Below are 21,262 nucleotides of genomic sequence, written 5' to 3'. Positions count from 1 at the left end.
GGAGGTTGTCTTAGATGGCTACAGGCAAAGAAAAAAATACAAAAAGCCCTATGACATTGCTGATTGTGCTAATGGCGGGTTTGTTTTTGGCAATACTAAACCAAACATTGCTTAACGTCGCAATGCCGCACTTAATGACTGAATTTGGCGTAAGTGCAACGACGATTCAGTGGCTGACAACAGGTTACATGCTTGTTAACGGCGTATTGATTCCGTTATCTGCTTTCCTGATTACACGGTTCGGCCAACGGAGTCTCTTTCTCGTTGCGATGTTCTGTTTTACGCTCGGTACGTTAGTCTGCGGTATCGCACCTAACTTCTCTGTAATGCTGATCGGCCGTTTGATCCAGGCCGTGGGCGGAGGTATCTTGCAGCCGCTCGTTATGACAACCATTCTGTTAATCTTCCCGCCTGAAAGCAGGGGGAAAGGAATGGGGATTTTCGGACTTGCGATGATGTTTGCTCCAGCGGTCGGCCCGACTCTTTCTGGGTGGATTATTGAGCATTACACATGGCGCATTATGTTTTACGGACTTGTGCCGGTCGGCGCAATTGTTATCATCGTGGCTTTCTTCATCTTTAAGAATCTGGTGGAGCCGCAAAAAATCAAACTTGACACACTTGGAGCGATCCTCTCAATTGTCGGTTTCGCATCCTTATTATACGGAGTCAGTGAAGCGGGTTCTGACGGCTGGACCGACCCGGTTGTACTGTCTACAGTTATAATCGGCGTCATTGCAATTATTGCTTTTGTTGTTCAGCAATTGCGCCATGATGATCCGATGCTTGATTTCAGAGTGTTTAAATACGACATTTTCTCACTCTCAAGTGTTATTAATATCATTATTACAGTGGCACTTTACACTGGTATGTTCCTGTTACCGATCTATCTGCAAAACCTGGTCGGATTTACGGCGCTTCAATCCGGTCTGCTTCTGCTTCCGGGTGCGATCGTGATGCTGATCATGTCACCGATTTCAGGTATTTTGTTTGATAAATTCGGCCCGAGACCGCTTGCGATTATCGGTCTGGTCGTGACAGTGGTGACAACATTCCAATATACGCAATTGACCATCGATACACCGTATACACACATTATGCTTGTATACTCAATTCGCGCATTCGGTATGTCACTCTTAATGATGCCTGTCATGACAGCCGGGATGAACCAGCTTCCTGCCCGTCTGAACAGTCACGGAACGGCGATGAGCAACACGCTCCGCCAAATCAGCGGATCAATTGGAACAAGCTTAATTACGACGATTTATACAAACCGCACGACATTCCATTATTCACAAATTGCAGATAAAACAAGCACGGCGGACCCGAACTTCCTCCATGCGTTCCAAAATGCAGTTTCGAATATAATGGTGAATATGAATGTGCCTTATGAAACAGCGAAAACGTATGTTTACTCACATATTTATAAACACGCGACACTCGATTCAAACGTCATGGGGATTAATGACGCCTTTATGTGGGCGACATTATTCTGTGTGGCAGGTGTGATTCTCAGTCTTTTCCTGCGTGATGTCAGAAAAGATAAATTGCGTGCGGAGAAAAAGAAAAAAGAGGAGCTTTCATTGCTTCCGGCTCCAAAAGAAGTTAAGGAATCTTAAACTGTACAGGGAGGTTTCCTGAATGAAAATTTATGTAGTGTATGACAGTGAAGGCGAACATACAAAGGTATTGGCAGAAGCGATTGCTGAAGGCGCTCGGGAAAACGACGCGGCTGAAGTATTCATCGACCACGTAGATCAGGCGGATATCCGCAAGCTTAAAGACATGGACGCGATTATTTGGGGATGCCCCGGGCATTTCGGAACAATCAGTGCAGGTCTGAAAACTTGGATCGACAGACTCGGCTACTTATGGGCTGAAGGCGAGCTGATCAACAAAGTCGGCGCAGTATTCTGCACAACGGCAACAACACACGGCGGCTTGGAAATGACAATGCACAACTTAATCACGCCAATGTTCCACCAAGGGATGATTGTTGTCGGTCTGCCTGGCAATGTGCCTGAAAACGCGCTGTACGGTTCTTACTACGGAGCGGGCGTCACTTGCCCGGTAGACAGTGATGAGTTAATGTCTGAGGAAGGTATCCAGCTGGGCCGCGCATTAGGAAGACGCGTCAGCCAAGTCACAGGAAACTTAACAGCCGGACAGTAAGGAGAGGTTAAAATGGCCATTATTATAGCAATTATTGCTGCTGTCATTGTGATTGCGGGCCTTATCACGTATAACGTCCGCAACGCCTCTGCTGGACTCGAGAAGCGAGAAACAGCTGAAAAAATCGCCCCTCCAGAAGAGGAAGAAAACGAAGCACAATACCCTGCTGAAGCACGGGCTGCTGAGCATGTCCCAGCCGTTGTAAAAACTGACTCTGAAAAAGAGAAAAGTGACTCAATTGGGGATGACTTCTACAGGCAGGCGCTTCAAAAGTTTAAGCATTCTGAGGAAGATCAGAAAGACAAAGAGGTCACTGAAAAAAGTGACAAAATGCAGGACAGCAGTTATCGTGATGCGCTGCTCTCCATGAAAAATAAAAAGAAATAATATCAAAGGCAAATCCGTTTACTCATGGCGGGTTTGCTTTTTTTATGCTGTTTAAATGCATAAAACTTGGTTTTTTATAAAATAAATCCATGGAATATGTTGTATTTCAGAAAGTTCTAGTGTACTATTTGAGTCATACACTTCATAAGTGTTTTTAGGAGGAAAAACAATGAAACCGTTTTGGGGTTTAGTAAAAAAGGATCTGAGACTGTCAAAAATGCGGTTTTTTGCATGTCTCGGTGCAGTCATACTTTTAGCTGCCGGAAGCTTTTTATTGGAACGATTGACTGAAGAACCTTTAGCTGCTTTTGGATGCTGGGTAATGCTTGCCATTTTTCAAGTGTTTTTAGCTCCTTTGCTGATCTACAATAGTCTTCGTGTAGAGGGGAAAAATCAGCTATGGTTATATAATCCAAACGGCGCAGCCGCGCTTTTACTCTCGAAGCTGACTACCGGTCTTGTCTATCAATTTATTTTTCAGTTTTTGATTTCAGTTTATGGAGTCTTTCTTTATCAGTACCTTAACTCAAAAGCGCTCATTGCTGATCAAGTTCCGCTTGCAGGCACTATACTGATCTTTAATCTTTATGGGCTGGTATTTACTGCTTATCTTTCCTGTGCGGTGATCCTGCTGTGGAATGTGTTTCATTCTTTAAAATCGAGTTCTTCCTTCATCAGGCGGTTTCGCTGGTTCATTTGTATGTTACTGGGGATAGGGTGGTTTTATGTAGAGGACCATTTGATCATGCCTTGGCTGACACCGCTGGATAAACTGTATTATTTCACAACGTATGGAGATGTCGGTTTTACATACAAGGGATCCTTAGGGTGGATCGTGGAATTAAACATCTTCCATCTTCCCTATCCGTCTATTATAGTCATGCTGGTTTTGGCAGCTGTATTTCTTTTTCTGGCTTCCAGGCTCCTGCAGCGAAAAGTTGAGGTGTAGAGAACATGAGACAAGACTTTCAATCCTCTAAACCGATTTATTTGCAAATTGCTGATCAAATCTTTTATAGGCTGGTCAGACAGGAGCTTGTTCCCGGAGACAAGCTGCCGTCTGTCAGAGAAATGGCAATTCAAACAAAAGTAAATCCGAATACGATTCAAAGAACCTACAGTGAAATGGAAAGGCTGGGAATTGTGGAGACAAGAAGAGGGCAAGGGACGTTTATCGCTGACAAAGCTGAACTCGTGGATGAACTGAAAGAGAGGCTTACCCGTGAAGTGTTTGAAAGCTTTATTCATCAAATGGCAGAGCTGGGATTAACAAAAAAAGAAATGCTGGCAGGCATTAAAAAATACACGGGAGGAGGACAGGAATGAATATTGTATTTGACAATGTGTCTAAGAGATACGGCGGCCACACGGCGCTAAACAATATATCATTCACTTTATATCCGGGAAAAATTTACGGATTTTTGGGCTCGAATGGCAGCGGGAAATCGACAACCTTGAAATTAATGGCCGGATTGATGTTTCCTACTACAGGTTCAGTAAAAGCGGGTGAACAGCCTGTAACAAGAGACATGATCAAGCAGACGGCTTATCTAACAGAGTTAGACATGTTTTATCCCGGATTTACGGTGAAAGATATGCTCGATTTTTACGAATCACAGTTCCCTGACTTTCAGATGGAAAAAGCCTATCAGCTTCTTGAGGAAATGCAGCTGAAGCCTGAAAAAAAGATAAAGCAGCTTTCTAAGGGGAATCGAGGCCGTCTTAAAATCGTGCTGGCACTATCAAGAAAAGCTTCCGTCATTCTGCTGGATGAGCCTTTTTCCGGTCTTGATCCAATGGTCAGGGATTCAATCGTAAACAGCCTCGTTTCTTATATTGATTTTGAGCAGCAGATCGTTGTCATTGCGACACACGAAATTGATGAAATTGAAATCCTGCTTGACGAGGTCATCGTGCTCGCCGACGGAGAAAAAATGGCACAGCGTGATGTAGAAGAGATTCGCGAGCAGGAAGGTATGTCCGTGCTGCAATGGTTTAAAACGAATATGGAAGTTTACTAGAAAGAGGAGGAATTTGATGAAAACAGTATTGGAATTAAAAAATGTGACAAAAAACATCAGAGGCCGGACGATCATTGATCATCTGAGCTTTACGATTCGCGAAGGCGAAGTATTTGGATTTCTGGGACCAAACGGAGCAGGGAAAACGACGACAATCAGAATGATGGTCGGTTTAATGAAGCTGTCACAAGGTGACGTGCTCATTTGCGGCCAATCAATCACAAAAGATTATGCCAAGGCAATCAAACATATCGGGGCTATTGTAGAGAATCCAGAGCTGTATAAATTCTTAAGCGGATATAAAAATCTCCAGCAATACGCAAGGATGGTAAAGGGTGTCACGAAGGAAAAAATTGATGAAGTGGTAGAACTGGTAGGCCTCAAAGAAAGAATCCATGATAAAGTGAAAACCTACTCTCTGGGGATGAGACAGCGTCTCGGCTTGGCACAATGCCTTCTGCACGATCCGAAAGTGCTGATTTTGGATGAACCGACAAACGGCCTTGATCCGGCGGGAATCAGAGAAATCAGAGACCATTTAAAGAAGCTGACGCGAGAAAGAGGAATGTCTGTCATCGTATCAAGCCATCTGCTGTCAGAAATGGAACTAATGTGTGACCGAATTGCGATTATCCAAAAAGGAAAACTTATCGATATTCAGAATGTAAGAGATGAAATAACTGATGAAAAGGATACATATTTCTTCCATGTGGAGCAGCCGAAAGAAGCTGCTGCGATTCTAAAAGAATATGATTCGGTAATCAAGACAAACGGTTTGGAAATCAAACTGGCTAAAGAGGACGTCCCTGCAGTCATTGAATTGCTGGTCATGCAGCAAATCCGCATTTGTGAAGTCAAAGTGATTACAAAATCATTAGAGGATCGTTTCTTAGAAATCACAGGCGAAGCAAAAGAGGAGGTTCAACATGCTTAATTTGATTTATAATGAGTGGATCAAAATTTTCAGCCGTGTCGGAACATGGGTGATGATCGGAATCCTGGCTTTGACAATGATCGGGTGGGCATTTTTAACAAACCACTTTTCAACCGATGAAGCAAATCCGAAGTGGAAAGAAACGCTTCAAGCACAAAATGCTGATTTGAAGAAGGCGATGAAAGAAGATCCTTCCCTAAAAGGACAATATGAAGAAACGATTACAATCAATAACTATCGCATTGAACATAATATCCCGAGTGACACTGGATATACCGTTTGGTCTTATGTAACGGATTCTGCCGGTTTTACAATCCTTACTGGGCTGTTCACGATTATAATTGCAGCTGGCATCGTCGCAAACGAATTTAACTGGGGTACGGTTAAGCTGTTAATGATTCGGCCGCTCAGCCGTTTTCAAATTCTGCTTTCTAAATATATTACCGTTCTTTTATTTGGTCTCTTATTGCTGTTTATATTATTTATAGGTTCAACTTTGCTGGGACTGGTCTTTTTTGGAACAGGCGGGGACACTGCCGCGAATGTTCATTTAATCTATAAAGATGGTCATGTATTGGAACAAAACATGTTAGGATATTTGGCCAAAACGTATCTCTCAGAATCTGTTGCGGCTTTAATGCTGGCTACGATGGCATTTATGCTGTCCGCAGTATTCAGAAACAGCTCTCTTGCTGTAGGGTTTTCTATCTTTTTATTGGTAACGGGCACGACAGCCACTACATTTATAGCGATGAAGTTTGACTGGGCGAAGTATATTTTATTTGCCAATGTTGATCTGATGCAGTATGTAGAAGGAACACCGTTAGTGGAAGGGATGACAACCACTTTTTCTACTGTGATGCTGGTGATTTACTTTGTCGTCTTCCTGTTGCTTGCTTTCGGAATCTTTATGAAACGGGATATTGCGAACTAATGAAAAAAGCTGTTTTGCATAAGCAAAACAGCTTTTTCTTTAAAATAAAAACTGCAGGCTTGCACCTGCAGTTTTTATTATCAATTTATGCTTACGCTTCTTTAGTAACGTTAGCAGCTTGTGGTCCACGGTTTCCTTCAACGATTTCGAAAGAAACTGATTGGCCTTCTTCTAAAGTTTTGAAGCCTTCGCCTTGAATAGCAGAGAAATGAACGAATACATCGTCTTGACCTTCTACTTCGATGAATCCGAAACCTTTTTCAGAGTTGAACCATTTTACTTTACCTTCTAACATGAAATTTCCTCCTAAAGCGATCATAACGCTTAAATTCACTATTCTTGCTCTAAAACAAACTTCCAAGACGAAAACTCTTACAAAACTTTCTTCTTAAAGATAGTTCGAACAAAAATAATTACCTTTACTCTACCAGTAATTTTGAGAAAAAACAACTGTTAAACGAAACTTTTTTCGGAAAATAACATATTATTTTTCATTTTGATATTTATTTGCCGAAATGTATCTGTTTTTTCGATACGTGATCATATGTTTGCAGGACTTTTTACTTTAATTTCTCTTTACGCAAAGGTAGGGTAATAGTAATTGACAACCCTATCTGATATGAGTAAGGTAAAGTTAACCAATGTTACAAATGACAACGTTTATCAACTAAGAGCGTCTGATTTTTATGTCTGATATTGCTTGCATGCTCTAATAAATAGATAGGAGTATGGTGTCACAATGAAAAAGTGGCTTGTATGCAGTTTTGTTCTTATTCTTTTCATTTCATTTACTGCATGCTCACCGTCAGCAGAACATGAAACGATAAAAATTGGAATTGCTGAGTCGGACGAAGCGATATGGAACTATATCGTAAAAAAGGCTGAAGCGGAAGGGCTTGATATTCAGCTGATTCCATTCTCTGATTATGCAGAATCAGATATTGCGCTGGCTAACAAAGAGATTGATGCCAATGCTATTCAATCCATTTCATATTTTCAGTCGTTTTCAAAGAAATACAAACATAAACTGGCACCGCTCGGCACGACATACATAGCGCCTATGGGCATTTATTCAAAACGATATCAGCGAATCAAAGATATTCCGCGCGGTGCTGTTGTTGCTGTCCCAGATGAAGCGCTCGATTTTGGGCGAGCCCTTACGCTGCTGCAGGAAGCGGGTTTGCTTACTTTGAAGAACGGATTTAACGGAACCGGTTCAATTGATGTGATAAAAGATAATCCGAAACACTTGAAATTGAAAACCGTACGCCGACAGGATGTATTGAGCGGAGCCGACGTGTTTGTGATGAATACAGCCGCCGCAAAAAAAGCGGGGCTGAACCTGCAGAAGCATACATTAAAGGGCGGCAGACAAACCGGGAAGGAAGATATGAATGTAATTGTTGTCAGAGCTGAGGACAGAGATCGCGAAACACTGCAAACCATCCTTGAACTCTATCAATCAGATGATACAGCGGCATTTATAGAGAAAGAGTATCAAGGGATGCTTGTTCCCGCTTTTTTGCCTTTACATCGTCTTTCAGATTGGAAGAATGAATTCAAAAAATGAATTCATTCTTTTTTTTCGGAAAACCATACTTTGTTTCGGCCGCTTTCTTTCGCTTTATACAGCATTTGATCAGCAAGAACCGGCAAGGTTTCCGGCTTATCTGTGTTTCGGGGGTAATGGGCTACCCCCAGTGAGGCCGTAACGGCAAGCTTTTCCCCGTTTGTTAATACAATCGGTGTATGACTAATCGAGTGCCTGATCCGTTCGGCGATTTGGAATGCTTTCTCGGGCGTGCAATTTGGCAAGAGGACGGCAAATTCTTCGCCGCCGATCCGTGCGGCAGGATCAGTGTTGCGGATATTTTGTTTTAGTCGGGATCCCAGCTCTTTTAGAACCTGATCCCCCTCATGATGGCCGTATTGATCGTTAATGGTTTTAAAGTGATCGATATCCATATAAATAAGCGAAAATTGTAAAGATGGAGTGTGTGCAGCCTGTTGATACAGGTCTTGTGTGATTTCTTCAAACTTTCTGCGGTTATAAATACCTGTCAAAAAGTCAAAGTGCGCCTGGAACTTATACTGTTTAAATAAAAGATGTGCATTTGTTTCATGCTCGATAATATATAGGCTGAGCATGCCGCCGATAATTGAAATCAGCCAAAAGTAAAAGTGAAGCTTAAGTGAATAGATATCAACAAATACATAGAAGAAAAAGGAGATGAAACCATTTGAAATGATTAAAAGTAACAGAACGTGTTTCAGCTGAACTTTTTCTCTCCTTGATGCAATAAGTGACAGCACGGCAGCGATACAAATTGTAATCATGGAATACAGCGCTGATTCATTCAAGCTGATCAGCATGCGGCCTGCTGCGATTATCATCAGGGCTGCCGCCGTAGACACCCAGCCTCCATAAAGAGCGGCGATCATAATAGGGATATTTCTAAAATCTATGATTGAATGGTGGTACGTCAGACCAAAATTCATAAGAATAACCCCGAGGAGACCGCAAGCAGTTCCTTTTATTAACTGAAAGGACAGGCGGTCTTTTTTATGTATTAACCTTTCTTTAAACAGGTGGGTGAACAGATAATTAAATGTGATTAAAATGGTCAAATTTACGAACAGTTCTTTCAGCAATATTATCACCCTTATATAAGTTACTAAAGAAAGGGGGGAATGAAAAGAACAAAAACGGTATTCATTGGGTTTTTTTATCCAAATATTGATGCTGAAATAATTCTTACTTGAACTATCGGAATTTGTGTAATATAGTATATAAGAAAAATTTTGAAGGGAGAGTTTGCCTCAATTGGAGACTTTGCTAGTCATTTTGCACGTATTTATTTTACTTTTACTCATTATTGGGCTATTTGCCATGCAGAAGAAACATGTTTCTTTTTCAAAACGTGTGTTTACTGCCCTGGGGCTGGGGATCGTTTTTGGATTTGCGCTTCAGCTGATATACGGTCCGACTTCAAACATTGTGGTTCAAACAGCCGACTGGTTTAATATTGCCGGGGGCGGATATGTCAAATTGCTTCAAATGATTGTCATGCCGCTTGTTTTTATTTCCATTCTAGGCGCTTTTACAAAGATGAAGCTGACAAAAAATCTTGGGAAAATCAGCGGTTTGATTATCGGGATTTTGGTTGCGACTACAGCGGTAGCCGCGGCGGTTGGTATTGCGTCCGCCCTTTCCTTTGATCTTCAGGCGATTCAGGTTGACCAAGGAAATACAGAGCTTTCTCGGGGACAGGAGCTTGAACAGAAATCAGAGGAGATGACAGCGAAAACACTGCCGCAGCAAATGATTGAGCTGCTTCCTGGAAATCCGTTTTTGGATTTTACAGGGACTAGACCGACATCAACTATCGGAGTCGTTATTTTTGCCGCTTTTCTGGGCATTGCATTTCTAGGTGTGAGACGGAAACAGCCGGAACAGGCTGAAACGTTCAAAAAATTGATTGATGCTGTTTACGCCATTGTCATGCGTGTTGTTACTCTCATCTTGAGACTGACGCCTTACGGTGTGCTGGCCATTATGACAAAAACGATTGCGACAAGTGATATTGACAGCATTTTGAAACTGGGTATGTTTGTCATTGCTTCATATGCCGCGTTAATTGTAATGTTTATCATCCACTTGCTTCTGCTGACGATCAGCGGATTAAATCCGGTTGTTTATTTGAAAAAAGCGCTGCCTGTACTCGTGTTTGCATTTACGTCACGATCAAGCGCAGGCGCTTTGCCGCTGAATATTAAAACACAAAGAAGCTTGGGTGTCCCGGAAGGAATTGCGAATTTCGCCGGCTCGTTCGGGCTATCTATCGGCCAAAATGGCTGTGCAGGCATTTATCCGGCTATGCTGGCGATGATGATTGCCCCGACAATCGGTCAAAATCCGTTTGATCCGGCGTTTATCATCTCAGTGATCGCGGTTGTTGCCATCAGTTCGTTTGGTGTCGCCGGAGTTGGCGGCGGAGCTACATTCGCTGCGCTGCTCGTTTTATCAGCGTTAAATATGCCTGTCGCGCTCGCCGGTTTATTAATCTCTATCGAACCGTTGATTGACATGGGACGTACTGCGCTGAATGTCAGCGGAAGTATGACATCAGGCCTGATTACCAGCAAAGTCACGAAGGAAATAGATTCTGGTGTATTCCAAGATCGATCCAATGTGATCGAAGCGGAAGAAGCCTAGTCATATTAAAACGTGTAATCCCCACGGGATTACACGTTTTTTTTAACGGCCGGGTTCTAAGTCTTCCAGCATTTCCATTACAGTGTTGTCATCCATTACATTCATTGCGCTTTGTTCGAAATGGATTGGCTCTGCATATTGCTGCTGTCTATTTCTGGCTGTTGTTGTGTCCGTTTGGCGATTATGCTTAGACTGAGACTGATGCTGTTGAGGGTGGCTTTGCTGCTGGCCTGCATGCTGATGCTGCCGGCCATTTTGCTGACGATTTTGAGATTGATCTTGATTATTCCCGCCAAACGCCTGTTTCATCATATCTCCAACATTAGAAACATCAAATGACTTATTTTGAGAATTCCGGTTGCTCATTTGACCTGTAATAAACCCGCTGATTTTTTGCCGGATCTGCGGTGATAAAGCAGCAACAAGCACAGTTGAACCGATAACTAAGGCTGTCGGACTGATTCCTTTTCGCTGATTGAACAACGTGATCCCTCCTTTATAAGTGTATTGATATTTTCCCCTCTGATTAGACAAATTAACCGTTTTATTTCCCGGGAAAGCATTTCCGTTATTTTTTCATGCATATTTAGAGCCAATTAGAAAAACCTATAAGTAAAGTGATAAAGGAGGAATTCACATGCTTGGAAAAAAACAAGTCCTTGCGTCCATGCTTCTTATCCCTTTGCTTATGACTGGCTGCAGTATGGCCAATCAGGGTGAGGGCAGACGTGATAATGCAGAGCCTGAAAATGTTAACTACCGCAATCCGGCAAATGATAACGGCACAAGAAATATCAACAATGCAAATGATAGCCGTGACAACGTTGATAATAATATGACGAATAATGGTAATGACAATAACGGTAATGATAACCGTAAGTTGGAAGTTGCTGATGATGCAGCCGATAAAATTACCGATATGAAAGAAGTTAAACACGCGAATGTGATTGTTGCCGGAAATCAAGCGTATGTTGCAGTTGTATTAACAAATGGGAAAAAAGAAGTTGGAAAAGATCTGAAAAAGAAAATTTCCGATAAAGTAAGAGACACTGATAAGAACATGGACAATGTTTATGTTTCTGCAAATCCAGACTTTGTTGATCGGATGCAGGGGTATGGCGAACGGATTCAAAATGGTGATCCGATTGCAGGATTCTTTGATGAATTCAGTCAAACAGTACAACGTGTCTTTCCGCAAGCTGAATAACAGATAAAAAGCCGCATAACTTGTGCGGCTTTTTTCTTTGCAGAAATGACACGCTGTGAACTAAGGCTGCATAGAGTAAAAATAAAAGGTACAAGACGGACCGGCTCAGGGAGGGAGACGTTTGCAGGGTGGCATAGGAAAGCGTGCGGCATCCGCTCTATTCCTGTGCGGAGTCCTTGTGATGCTGGCCGTAAGCTCGGCCATCGTATCAAGCACGATGTATATTCTGTCTTTGCCAGGGCAGACATCTGGGATAACGAAAGAACAAGTGACGAAGCACATGAAGAAAGAGTCATTTAAACAGGCCGATGTTTATTACACTTCTAAGGAAAAATCCTTACTGCCATTAACGAAAGAAACGCTTGAATATGCGGTGAGTATTAATCAGGTCATGCTTGAATATTCGAATCATAAGCCTATTGATATTATTTTTTTTCCTAATGAAAAACAGATGGAGGCTTATTCCGGTTTATTGGATGTTGTCGGCTTTTATTCTGAGCGGGAGCAGCTGATCGGATTATTGCCTGAAGAGAAAAAGCAGCTTTTAGAAGGTGATGATGTAGCAGTTTATCTGTATCAGAGATTATTGATTCATGAGTACACACACCATGCGTTTCATCAGAAATTACGGGAGCTCGAAGCAGATCCTGATGAGTTCCCCTTATGGTTCCATGAAGGATTAAGCGAGTGGATCGCGAACTATGAATTGCTCATAGATCCGATCACGTTTACTGTCGTGCCGTTTGACCGTTTGCAGACAGATCAGAACTGGCAGGAAGCTCGATCGGAATATGAAACCGATGTTTATTTGCAAAGCTTTTATATGATCAATGAGCTGACGGAAACATACGGGAAAGACATTATTTTGGAGATTATAAAGGAAACAGCGAAAAAAGGGGATTTTAAAAAAGGGTTTAAAGCGGCGACGCAGGATAGTCTTGATCAATTTGAAAAAGATTTTACCAGAACGTTTGAAGAAAATGCGGCATTGGATAGTTTCTATCCAATGCCTTTTTTATTTAATGAAGTCCCTGCTGGCCCATACCGCCTTGAGTCGGAGGCATTTGTCCTTGTGCAGGGGCAAATGAATTTCTCAGTTGTTCCATATCCTGCGCATCAAGCTGCGGAACTTGGTAATAACCATGTTTGTTTTGGTAAAGGAAAATCTCAAAAGCCATTTCGACATACTGCTGAATTTGCGCAGACAGTACACGTCTTACGGCCGGATTTGTCATTTCTAGAGAAGCCATCGTCAGCATAGATGCCTGTGCCTTAACAGCGCAAAGCATTTGGCGGCTGATGATGCTGTCATCAATGTCATTCATGGATTGAACAGGTTTCTTAGGCTGTGCCGGCTGCATACCGTAAACAGTCTGGTTGTCTTCTTTCATCATATAAGTTGCCGTTTTTTGTGAAGGCTCGCTTCCTGTTTTGAAGCACTCTGCCGTTAAGTTATATTGAGATGTAATGAATTGATATTGACGGTCAAGGATGTTTAATAATTCCTGATCCTTACAGAATTGTCTCAGCATCATAAACTGATCAAGCACAGTAAGCGTTCCGGAAAGCACCTCGTGCATATCAAACATTTCATGTCCCCCGTGATTTTGATGCGGTTTGCCTGGTATCCCTTTATTCTGTGATTGCTGCTGAAATTGCTGATCCAAACCGAATTCCTCCTTTTTTTTCAGATCAGCTGTATTTTGTGCTTGTCTGCGGTGTTTTATGCAGCGCCTGACAGGATTTATATGCTGATTGTCGAAGTGATTATCAAATAAACGAATGATGCAAGATGTAAGGGAGGAAAACTGATGAGGCGTTTTTTGCATGTTGTTTTGATCATACTTTTCATTTTCTTGAATGTCATGTCCGCTTATGAAGCTGTAAGAGCTGCTGAGCCAGAACCAATATCGGTTGAAAAAGCGATACAGCAAAAAGAGGGCCAAGCTCTTGTCGAAGGATATACAATCGGCCAAGCCGTTTCACCCCAGCATTACAATCTGACAAGCCCTTTTTCAAATGATTATAACGTTGCTATAGCGGACAGCAAAAACGAGACATCACCCGATCACATTCTTCCCGTGCAAATCCCCTCCGCATTTAGAAGCCAATTCGGACTGCAAACGAACCCGCTGCTTCTTGGGAAAAAGATAGCTGTTCAAGGCGAGCTTGAACATTATTTTAATACGACAGGTCTTAAGAAGGTTCAGTCAATGGTCTTAAAGGATGACGCTGAATCTCCGCCGGCAGCACAGCCTATTACAATACAGGAAGCGCGCGGCCGAATGAATGAACATGTCACGATTAAAGGCGTTGTTACTGCCGATCAGAGCGCAATCGGAGGCGGAAAGCTGTCGACCTTTATGCAGGATGACACAGGCGGCATCAACATTTATTCGGCAGCACCAGAGAATTTCCCTGAGTTAAAAGAAGGAATGCACATTACGGTGACAGGGAAAATAACGACTTACCAAGGGCTTACTGAAATAGTTCCGGATACATCAGGCATCCGCATTACCCAATCAAATCAGCCTCTCCCTGTCCCTGAATTTTCAACGATCAATGAACTGGTCAATGGCAGCTTGGGTGATCAATATGAAGGGCGTCTTGTAACAGTCAAAGCTTATATTTCTTCCATTCCAAATTCTCAAGCAGGCGGCGGTTACAATGTTACGATGATTGATAATGATCACCACGCAATGACACTGCGTGTTATGAGTGAGACAGGTATCATTGATGAACTGACTGAGGATAAATGGTATGAAATCACTGGCGTGTTGAGCAGATATCAATCCCTTCAGCTTCTTCCGCGAAAATCAGCAGACATGAAGCTGCTTCAAGAGCAGCCTGCCCCGCCGTCTTCAGAAGGCGAATATGAAACTGTGGTTGATCGCGTTGTAGACGGTGATACCATTCATGTCAAAAAACCGATACTTGGCACGGCAAAAATCCGTTTTGTAAATGTAGACACGCCAGAAACGTACCACACACCAAAAAATGAAGCGGATGAAAATCAGTTAAAATTTGGCAAGGAAGCCTCTGACTATTTAAAAACTGTTTTGTCTCCAGGAGATCAAATAACGGTAAAAGTCGGCAGCGAAGCCAAGGACAGCTATGGCAGGCTTCTTGGACAGGTTGTGACTGAGACAGGGGCAAATGTAAATTTAGAACTCGTGAAAAATGGCTATGCTCCAACATATTTTATTTGGCCTGTTGAAAATGAAGAGGATTATCAGGAATTTCAGGCCGCAGCCGCCAATGCTAAAAAAGAGCAAAAAGGCATTTGGAATGAAGCGGATCCTCTTATGGAAATGCCGTTTGAATTTAGAGCCAGAGAGCAGGGGAAAGGGCTGACAAGGTATGTGGGAGACTCATCAAACAAGACCTATGTTACGCCAGCAGACTGGAAGCAGGTGGCTGTGGAAAACAGGATCTTCTTTGCTTCAGCAGCTGAAGCAGAGAGTGCCGGTTACAAGAAAAAGCAAACCTCTCTCCAAGAAAATATACCGCTTAGAATTTTAAGCATGAACGATTTACATGGGAAAATCGATCAGCAATACGAGCTTGACCTTGATGGAGACGGCACTCCAGATGGCACATTCGGACGCATGGACTATGCAGCTGCCTATTTGAAAGAAAAAAAGGCGGAAAAGAAAAACACGCTCACTGTGCACGCCGGGGATATGATCGGGGGAAGTTCGCCCGTATCATCTCTTCTTCAAGACGAACCAACTGTCGAGCTGATGGAGGATATCGGATTTGATGTCGGAACTGTGGGCAATCACGAGTTTGATGAAGGTACGGATGAACTCATGAGAATGTTAAAAGGGGGAGATCACCCGAAAGGCACTAGCGGCTATGACGGACAAAACTTTCCCCTTGTGTGCGCCAATTGTAAAATGAAGTCTACCGGAGAACCCTTTTTGCCGGCTTATGACATTATAAACGTAGAGGGCATACCTGTTGCTTTTATTGGGGTTGTCACACAGTCGGCGGCCGGAATGGTCATGCCTGACGGAATAAAGGATATTGAGTTTACCGATGAAGTACAAGCGGTAAATGACGCTGCCGAAGAGCTGAAGAAAAAAGGCATCAGGGCCATTGCAGTGCTCGCACATATGTCTGCCGAACAAAACGGCACCACAATTACAGGCGAATCCGCTGACCTTGCAAACAAATCAGATTCTGAGATAGACATCATTTTTGCAGCGCATAACCATAAGGTCGTCAATGGTGAAGTGAACGGCAAGCTGATCGTTCAGGCGTTTGAATACGGAAAATCGATAGGTGTCGTTGATCTGGAAATCAATAAACAGACAAAAGACATCGTCAAAAAATCGGCTGATATCGAATACGTCGATCAAAGCAAGAAAAAACCTGATGCCAGCGCCTCAGCTATTTTAAGGAAGTATCAGGCCCTTGCTGAACCGATTATCAGCGAAGTAGTCGGTGAGGCGGCTGTTGATATTGAAGGCGGTTATTCTAATGATGGCGACACACCACTTGGGAATTTGATTGCTGATGGCATGAGAGCGGAGATGAAAACGGATTTTGCGCTAATGAATGGCGGCGGGATACGGGAAGGACTGAAGAAAGGCCCAATTACATGGGGAGACCTTTATAACATTCAGCCGTTTGGAAATGTGCTGACGAAGCTTGAGATTAAAGGAAAAGATTTGCGGGAGATCATCAATGCGCAAATCTCACCGATTTTCGGCCCTGACTACAGCATAAGCGGGTTTACGTATACGTGGGATACAGAAACAGGCAAAGCGGTTGATATAAAGATGGCAGACGGAACCGAAATCCAGCCGGATGCCACATACACATTGACCGTTAATCATTTTATGGCGACGGCGACAGGAGCAAAATACCAGCCAATCGGATTGCTTGGGAAACATCCGGTTACAGGGCCTGAGGATTTAGAAGCGACTGTAGAGTATGTAAAAAGCTTTGATAAGCCGATTTCATATACGAAAGAAGGCAGAATAAAACTGGCTGAAGACAGTCAGGCTGAAGACCCAGTCACTGAAGACCCGGCAGACAGTCCGGGAACAGACGATCCGGGCAAGGCAAATCCGACACCTGGGGAAGAACAGCCTGATCTAAGAGAGACCCCGGGCACAGCTCCGGTCCATCAGCTGCCGCCTGCAGTCATTTCGACCTTTGAAGAATTAACAGAGACCAAAAAGCCTGCCACTGCCGCCGGCCGTATAAACACACTGCCTTTGCATAAAGAAAGTGAGGAAAGCGGTTCTGATCATAAGCTTCCGGATACATCAGCAGGATACTACAACTTTATTGTGATCGGCGCAGCGGTCTCACTGTCCGGAACGTATTTATATATCAGAAGGAAAAGGAGTGCCGCTACGACGTGAAAAAATATATTCCTCTTGTGATCATTGTGATCGGTCTTGTGATCACAGGCTACGGGGGCTTCAAGCTGATAGATACCAGCATGAAAACAGAGCAGACATTAAAAGAAGCAAAAAAGGCGGCTGAACAGCAGCAGGCCATTGCAGGCACGAAGAAAAACGATAATCAAGCCGAGAAAAAATCATCGTTTAAGCCGAAGACTGGCCAAGCAAGCGGCATACTGGAAATACCGAAAATCAATGCGGAGCTTCCGATCGTGGAAGGGACCGATGCGGATGATTTAGAAAAGGGTGTGGGGCATTACAAGGACAGCTATTATCCAGATGAAAACGGGCAAATTGTACTGTCAGGACATCGTGACACCGTGTTTCGCCGGACAGGCGAGCTTGAAAAAGGTGACCGGCTCAACATCATCCTTTCATATGGTGATTTCACATATGAAATTGAAAAAACAAAAATCGTGGATAAGGATGATACCTCCATTATTACGCTGCAGCACGAAAAGGAAGAGCTCATTCTGACCACCTGCTATCCTTTTTCATACGTCGGGGATGCCCCGAAACGTTATATTATTTACGGAAAACGTATTTCGTAAAAAAAGCCGCAAGACAATCGGGACTGACCCCATAAGATGAGACAAATAAAAAACACCTTCAAGTTTGAAAACGGATAGTTGTTATCCGAAATAAGACTTGGAGGTGTTTTTTGTATGGGAACAAGAATGAGTTATCCGATTGAAGTCAAACAGAAGGCTGTAGAAATGAGATTGGCAGGCGTGCCTATGAAAGAGATCATGCAGGAATTGAATATCAGGAATAAGACGCAGGTTCAGACATGGGTTAGATGGCATAAAGCTGGGGATACACATCGATTTGAACAGCCTGTTGGTAAGCAATACACTTACGGAAAAGGTCCGGAGTATTCTTCCGAATTAGAGAAACTGCAGGCAGAGAACCGTTATCTGAAACAACAAAATGAAGTTTTAAAAAAGTACAACGAATTGGAAAGGAAGTTGATAGCCAAACGTCAGTCGAACTTGTAGAAGTATTGCACGGCACAATGACCGTACAGAATATCTGTGTTCATTTAGGTATCTCACGAGCGTCTTATTATCGTTGGAAGAAGAACCTGATGAAAGATCATCCCAAGCGCCATTTGGAAAAACAAATCGGCACGTTGTGCCGAGAGCACAAGTATCGATATGGATATCGAAAAATTACAGCTATATTAAAAAAGGAAATGCGTATTAACCATAAAACGGTTCAGCGTATCATGCAGAAAAATCAGTGGCAGTGCCGGGTTAAGGTGAAAAAGCGCAAGAAGAATGGGCAGCCATATGCCGTGGTTGATAATATATTAGATCGAAATTTTCAGTCCGATCATCCTCTTGAAAAACTAGTAACGGATATCACGTATTTGCCTTATGGACAGAAACAATTGTACCTTTCCAGTATATTGGATGTATACAATGGAGAAGTAATTGCTTTCACGATTGGAGATAAGCAGGACACAGACTTTGTCTTAAACACACTTGATCAACTGCCAACACTGCCTCAGAACTGCGTGTTACATAGTGACCAAGGATCTGTGTATACATCTTATGAGTATCAGAAAGCTGTTAAAACAAAAGGCATTACCATGAGCATGTCCCGCAAAGGGACGCCCGCTGATAATGCCTCCATCGAATCGTTTCATTCCTCACTAAAGTCTGAAACGTTCTATCTTAACAGCATTAATCGAACCACGACCGCCATCGTAGAACGCACTGTCAAAGAATACATTTATTATTATAACAACATTCGTATTCAAACGAAACTAAACAGCCAATCACCGATAAGCTATCGGCAATTGGCTGTATAAAAGGTGTTTTGATCCCTGTCTCAAAAACAGGGGTCAGTCCCAATCCCTGCGGCTTTTCTTTCATGATAAATACGTATGGCAAAGGCTTTCTATATCAGCGGGAAGAGGTGCTTCGGCAACGACCAGCTCTTCGGTAATCGGATGAACAGCCTGTACCTTTTTGGCATGCAGTGCCTGCCTGTTAAGAAATTGGCTCCCGCCTCCGTAAAGTGTATCCCCAGTAAGCGGATGGCCGATGCTTGCCATATGCACACGGATTTGATGTGTTCTGCCTGTTTCTAGCTCTAATTCAGCAAGCGAGAGCTGTTCTCTCGCATTGATAGCAAGGGTACGGTAATGGGTGACGGCGGCTTGTCCGCCTGGCGAAACCCGCCGTCTTGTCGGGTGTGATCTGTCTCTTCCAATCGGCGAATCGATCTTGCCTTTTTTTGGTTTCAGTTTTCCTTCAACAATTGCGAGATACGTACGCCTCAGTGTTTTTTGCTCTAGCTGCTGGTCTAAGATGGCATGCGCCAGACGGTGCTTGGCGAATACGACAGCGCCTGATGTATCCTGATCAAGACGGTGGACATGGCGCACTTTGATTGTTTCGCCATTCACCTGAAAGTGATATGCGATCAAATTGGCGAGTGTGCCGGTTTGGCCTTCCTCGTTGGGATGAGTGGAAATACCAGCTGGTTTATTGACGATTAACATGTGGCGGTCTTCAAATAAAATATCAAGCTCTCCATACTCAGGTATGACGGAGGACTCTTCGTTTTCCTGAAGATCAATAAAAAGGCGGTCACCCTTTTTTACGAGTATATTGTTTTTGACAGGCTCGTGATTGACCTTTATATTGTGATAAGTCATCCATTCTTGGATAACGGGTTTAGAAGCTTTGAGCTCTGTTTTCAGCACAGAAAACAGCCATTGTCCGTCCTGTTTTTCACTGATTATCAGCTCTAGCCCTTTGCCTTTTTCTTTCATGATCAAATGGCTCCTTTTTTGCGCGAAAGGCCGCTGCTTCTCATAGGAAACACTTACCTTAGCTTTCGCGTTTTTTTCTGTGATATTCTTGAGAAAGACTTTGGATATTCGATGGCAAGAAAGGTGATAGACGTGAGAATCGTGAACGCAGCAACTGAAGAACAGGAAAGCTTTATCAAGGAACTGTCAATGGAGCTTTTCCATCATGTATTTCCTCTTTATTTCTCCGAACTGGACATTCAGCGCTTTAAAAAGAAAGGTGTTCTGTCTTTAAATAACCAATATTACCAAGGAACATTAAAAGAAGCTTTTCAAATTATGGCTTGTCTGCAAATGATACATATTATTCTGACAAAGCCTTCACCGCACGATGACTTGAGTGATCAAGCCATTTTTGATAAAAACAGCAAGATGCTGAATGATTGCGGAGTATATTTTCCGTTTGCTTTATATGATTTTCAACCGAAAACAAACAATGCCTTTTCGGGTCACAGAAGGCTGATATAATCTGCGGCAAGAGCTTTTCCGTTTCGAGAAAAGCTCTTTTGGCATCAGAGAAATCATACCACAAAACCTTTCCTGCAACTCCCTTTTTAATCATCCGGTGTCTGAACATACTAATGATTGAAAGGGGTGCTGACCAATGAGTTCAGTTAAACATTCAATGACAACGCAGGTAGCAACCGTTTCTCCGAATCAAACGATTCAGGAAGCGGCTTCTCTGATGAAACAGCATAACGTCGGGGCGGTTCCCGTGGTAGAGCAAGGTGTTTTAAAAGGAATGCTGACTGACCGTGACATTGCATTGAGAACCACAGCTCAAGGCCGAGATGGCCAGACACCCGTTTCAGAAGTGATGTCAACAGACCTCGTATCAGGAAATCCTAATATGAGTCTGGAAGACGCGTCGCATCTGATGGCCCAGCACCAAATCCGCCGCCTTCCTATTGTAGATCAAAACAATCTAGTCGGGATCGTTGCGCTTGGAGACCTGGCTGTCAATCAGATGTCGAACGAGTCTGCTGGAGAAGCGCTGACAAACATTTCTCATCAAAACTTGCATTAATAAGAAAGAGCTTGCAATGTGCAGGCTCTTTCTTCACATAAACCCTTACTTTTTGAAAGCAGAGACGTTTCGGGGTATAGTGTATACATATGTCTCAATTCGGGCCAAAGGAGTTGTACG

General features: G+C 43.1%; 21 protein-coding genes and 1 pseudogene. 17 read left to right on the top strand and 5 right to left on the bottom strand.

Translation table 11 applies throughout. The annotated features are described in order from the left end of the window. Nucleotides 1-14 precede the first annotated feature (14 nt). From ACQVGS_RS17255 to ACQVGS_RS17220, 8 genes are all read left to right on the top strand, one after another. Nucleotides 15-1,619 carry an MFS transporter gene (locus ACQVGS_RS17255; protein ID WP_044156655.1) on the top strand — a complete coding sequence of 535 codons (1,605 nt, stop codon included), beginning with the start codon at nt 15-17 and terminating at the stop codon, nt 1,617-1,619. A 22-nt stretch (nt 1,620-1,641) separates the two neighbouring features. Next, nucleotides 1,642-2,172, top strand: coding sequence for an NAD(P)H-dependent oxidoreductase (locus ACQVGS_RS17250; protein ID WP_003224063.1), 531 nt, complete (start codon nt 1,642-1,644; stop codon nt 2,170-2,172). 12 nt (nt 2,173-2,184) lie between these two features. Next, nucleotides 2,185-2,559: a hypothetical protein gene (locus ACQVGS_RS17245; RefSeq protein WP_024120693.1), complete on the top strand. Its 375-nt coding sequence runs from the start codon at nt 2,185-2,187 to the stop codon at nt 2,557-2,559. Between the two features lie 169 nt (nt 2,560-2,728). Further along, a complete protein-coding gene (locus ACQVGS_RS17240; protein WP_491830314.1) occupies nt 2,729-3,508 on the top strand; it encodes a hypothetical protein in 780 nt (259 codons plus the stop codon). A 5-nt stretch (nt 3,509-3,513) separates the two neighbouring features. Beyond that, nucleotides 3,514-3,885 carry a GntR family transcriptional regulator gene (locus ACQVGS_RS17235; protein ID WP_106022503.1) on the top strand — a complete coding sequence of 124 codons (372 nt, stop codon included), beginning with the start codon at nt 3,514-3,516 and terminating at the stop codon, nt 3,883-3,885. Beyond that, nucleotides 3,882-4,580, top strand: coding sequence for an ABC transporter ATP-binding protein (locus ACQVGS_RS17230; protein ID WP_106021565.1), 699 nt, complete (start codon nt 3,882-3,884; stop codon nt 4,578-4,580). Before ACQVGS_RS17235 ends, ACQVGS_RS17230 begins: the two co-directional genes overlap by 4 nt. Nucleotides 4,581-4,596: 16 nt before the next feature. Further along, nucleotides 4,597-5,514 carry an ABC transporter ATP-binding protein gene (locus ACQVGS_RS17225; protein WP_491830313.1) on the top strand — a complete coding sequence of 306 codons (918 nt, stop codon included), beginning with the start codon at nt 4,597-4,599 and terminating at the stop codon, nt 5,512-5,514. Continuing rightward, entirely contained in the window at nt 5,507-6,448 is a 942-nt protein-coding gene (locus tag ACQVGS_RS17220) for an ABC transporter permease (protein WP_188323638.1), read from the top strand. Before ACQVGS_RS17225 ends, ACQVGS_RS17220 begins: the two co-directional genes overlap by 8 nt. Nucleotides 6,449-6,539: 91 nt before the next feature. Here the strand turns inward: ACQVGS_RS17220 and cspB are convergent, their stop codons facing one another. Then, nucleotides 6,540-6,743, bottom strand: a complete 204-nt coding sequence (gene cspB, locus ACQVGS_RS17215) for a cold shock-like protein CspB (RefSeq protein ID WP_010333511.1) — start codon at nt 6,741-6,743, stop codon at nt 6,540-6,542. A 444-nt stretch (nt 6,744-7,187) separates the two neighbouring features. On the opposite strand from cspB, the gene ACQVGS_RS17210 reads away from it, so the two are divergent. Beyond that, on the top strand, nt 7,188-8,018 hold the full coding sequence (locus ACQVGS_RS17210; RefSeq protein WP_254518131.1) for a MetQ/NlpA family ABC transporter substrate-binding protein: 831 nt from the start codon (nt 7,188-7,190) through the stop codon (nt 8,016-8,018). A 2-nt stretch (nt 8,019-8,020) separates the two neighbouring features. On the opposite strand, the gene dgcK is transcribed toward ACQVGS_RS17210, so the two are convergent. Continuing rightward, nucleotides 8,021-9,100 carry a diguanylate cyclase DgcK gene (gene dgcK / locus ACQVGS_RS17205; RefSeq protein WP_095713756.1) on the bottom strand — a complete coding sequence of 360 codons (1,080 nt, stop codon included), beginning with the start codon at nt 9,098-9,100 and terminating at the stop codon, nt 8,021-8,023. 172 nt (nt 9,101-9,272) lie between these two features. Between dgcK and ACQVGS_RS17200 the strand changes: the two genes are divergently transcribed. Beyond that, on the top strand, nt 9,273-10,664 hold the full coding sequence (locus ACQVGS_RS17200; RefSeq protein ID WP_106022500.1) for an L-cystine transporter: 1,392 nt from the start codon (nt 9,273-9,275) through the stop codon (nt 10,662-10,664). Between the two features lie 42 nt (nt 10,665-10,706). Here the strand turns inward: ACQVGS_RS17200 and ACQVGS_RS17195 are convergent, their stop codons facing one another. Further along, nucleotides 10,707-11,147: a hypothetical protein gene (locus ACQVGS_RS17195; protein ID WP_024120702.1), complete on the bottom strand. Its 441-nt coding sequence runs from the start codon at nt 11,145-11,147 to the stop codon at nt 10,707-10,709. Nucleotides 11,148-11,301: 154 nt separating this feature from the next. Here ACQVGS_RS17195 and ACQVGS_RS17190 point away from each other — a divergent pair, with 154 nt between their 5' ends. Next, complete coding sequence (locus tag ACQVGS_RS17190) at nt 11,302-11,871, top strand: YhcN/YlaJ family sporulation lipoprotein (RefSeq protein WP_024120703.1); 570 nt, start codon at nt 11,302-11,304, stop codon at nt 11,869-11,871. Nucleotides 11,872-11,992: 121 nt separating this feature from the next. Beyond that, nucleotides 11,993-12,959, top strand: a pseudogene (locus ACQVGS_RS17185) (gluzincin family metallopeptidase). Here ACQVGS_RS17185 and ACQVGS_RS17180 read toward each other — a convergent pair. Continuing rightward, nucleotides 12,891-13,538, bottom strand: coding sequence for a spore coat protein (locus ACQVGS_RS17180; RefSeq protein ID WP_024120704.1), 648 nt, complete (start codon nt 13,536-13,538; stop codon nt 12,891-12,893). The pseudogene ACQVGS_RS17185 and the gene ACQVGS_RS17180 overlap by 69 nt on opposite strands. Nucleotides 13,539-13,682: 144 nt before the next feature. Here ACQVGS_RS17180 and ACQVGS_RS17175 point away from each other — a divergent pair, with 144 nt between their 5' ends. The 3 genes from ACQVGS_RS17175 to ACQVGS_RS17165 all read left to right on the top strand — a co-directional run bounded on the left by ACQVGS_RS17175 (nt 13,683) and on the right by ACQVGS_RS17165 (nt 19,107). Then, nucleotides 13,683-17,249 (top strand): DUF6359 domain-containing protein, encoded by a 3,567-nt coding sequence (locus ACQVGS_RS17175; RefSeq protein ID WP_491830312.1) that lies wholly within the window; start codon nt 13,683-13,685, stop codon nt 17,247-17,249. Further along, nucleotides 17,246-17,842, top strand: coding sequence for a class D sortase, LPxTATN-specific (gene srtD, locus ACQVGS_RS17170; protein ID WP_101863750.1), 597 nt, complete (start codon nt 17,246-17,248; stop codon nt 17,840-17,842). Before ACQVGS_RS17175 ends, srtD begins: the two co-directional genes overlap by 4 nt. 114 nt (nt 17,843-17,956) lie before the next feature. Beyond that, nucleotides 17,957-19,107 (top strand): IS3 family transposase gene (locus ACQVGS_RS17165; protein WP_151174800.1). Its coding sequence is split into 2 segments (ribosomal slippage): nt 17,957-18,230 and nt 18,230-19,107, totalling 1,152 coding nucleotides; the frame shifts between segments, so codons are not numbered across the junction. Between the two features lie 60 nt (nt 19,108-19,167). Here the strand turns inward: ACQVGS_RS17165 and ACQVGS_RS17160 are convergent. Then, on the bottom strand, nt 19,168-20,076 hold the full coding sequence (locus ACQVGS_RS17160; protein ID WP_044156627.1) for an RluA family pseudouridine synthase: 909 nt from the start codon (nt 20,074-20,076) through the stop codon (nt 19,168-19,170). Between the two features lie 111 nt (nt 20,077-20,187). On the opposite strand from ACQVGS_RS17160, the gene ACQVGS_RS17155 reads away from it, so the two are divergent. Beyond that, nucleotides 20,188-20,583: a YhcU family protein gene (locus tag ACQVGS_RS17155; RefSeq protein WP_101863935.1), complete on the top strand. Its 396-nt coding sequence runs from the start codon at nt 20,188-20,190 to the stop codon at nt 20,581-20,583. A gap of 136 nt (nt 20,584-20,719) precedes the next feature. Then, nucleotides 20,720-21,142: a CBS domain-containing protein gene (locus tag ACQVGS_RS17150; RefSeq protein ID WP_024120708.1), complete on the top strand. Its 423-nt coding sequence runs from the start codon at nt 20,720-20,722 to the stop codon at nt 21,140-21,142. Nucleotides 21,143-21,262 lie beyond the last annotated feature (120 nt).

The sequence above is a fragment of the Bacillus sp. SD127 genome, from assembly GCF_058566445.1.
The sequence above is the reverse complement of the archived record's forward strand: the minus strand, read 5'-3'. Positions and strand labels throughout refer to the sequence as shown.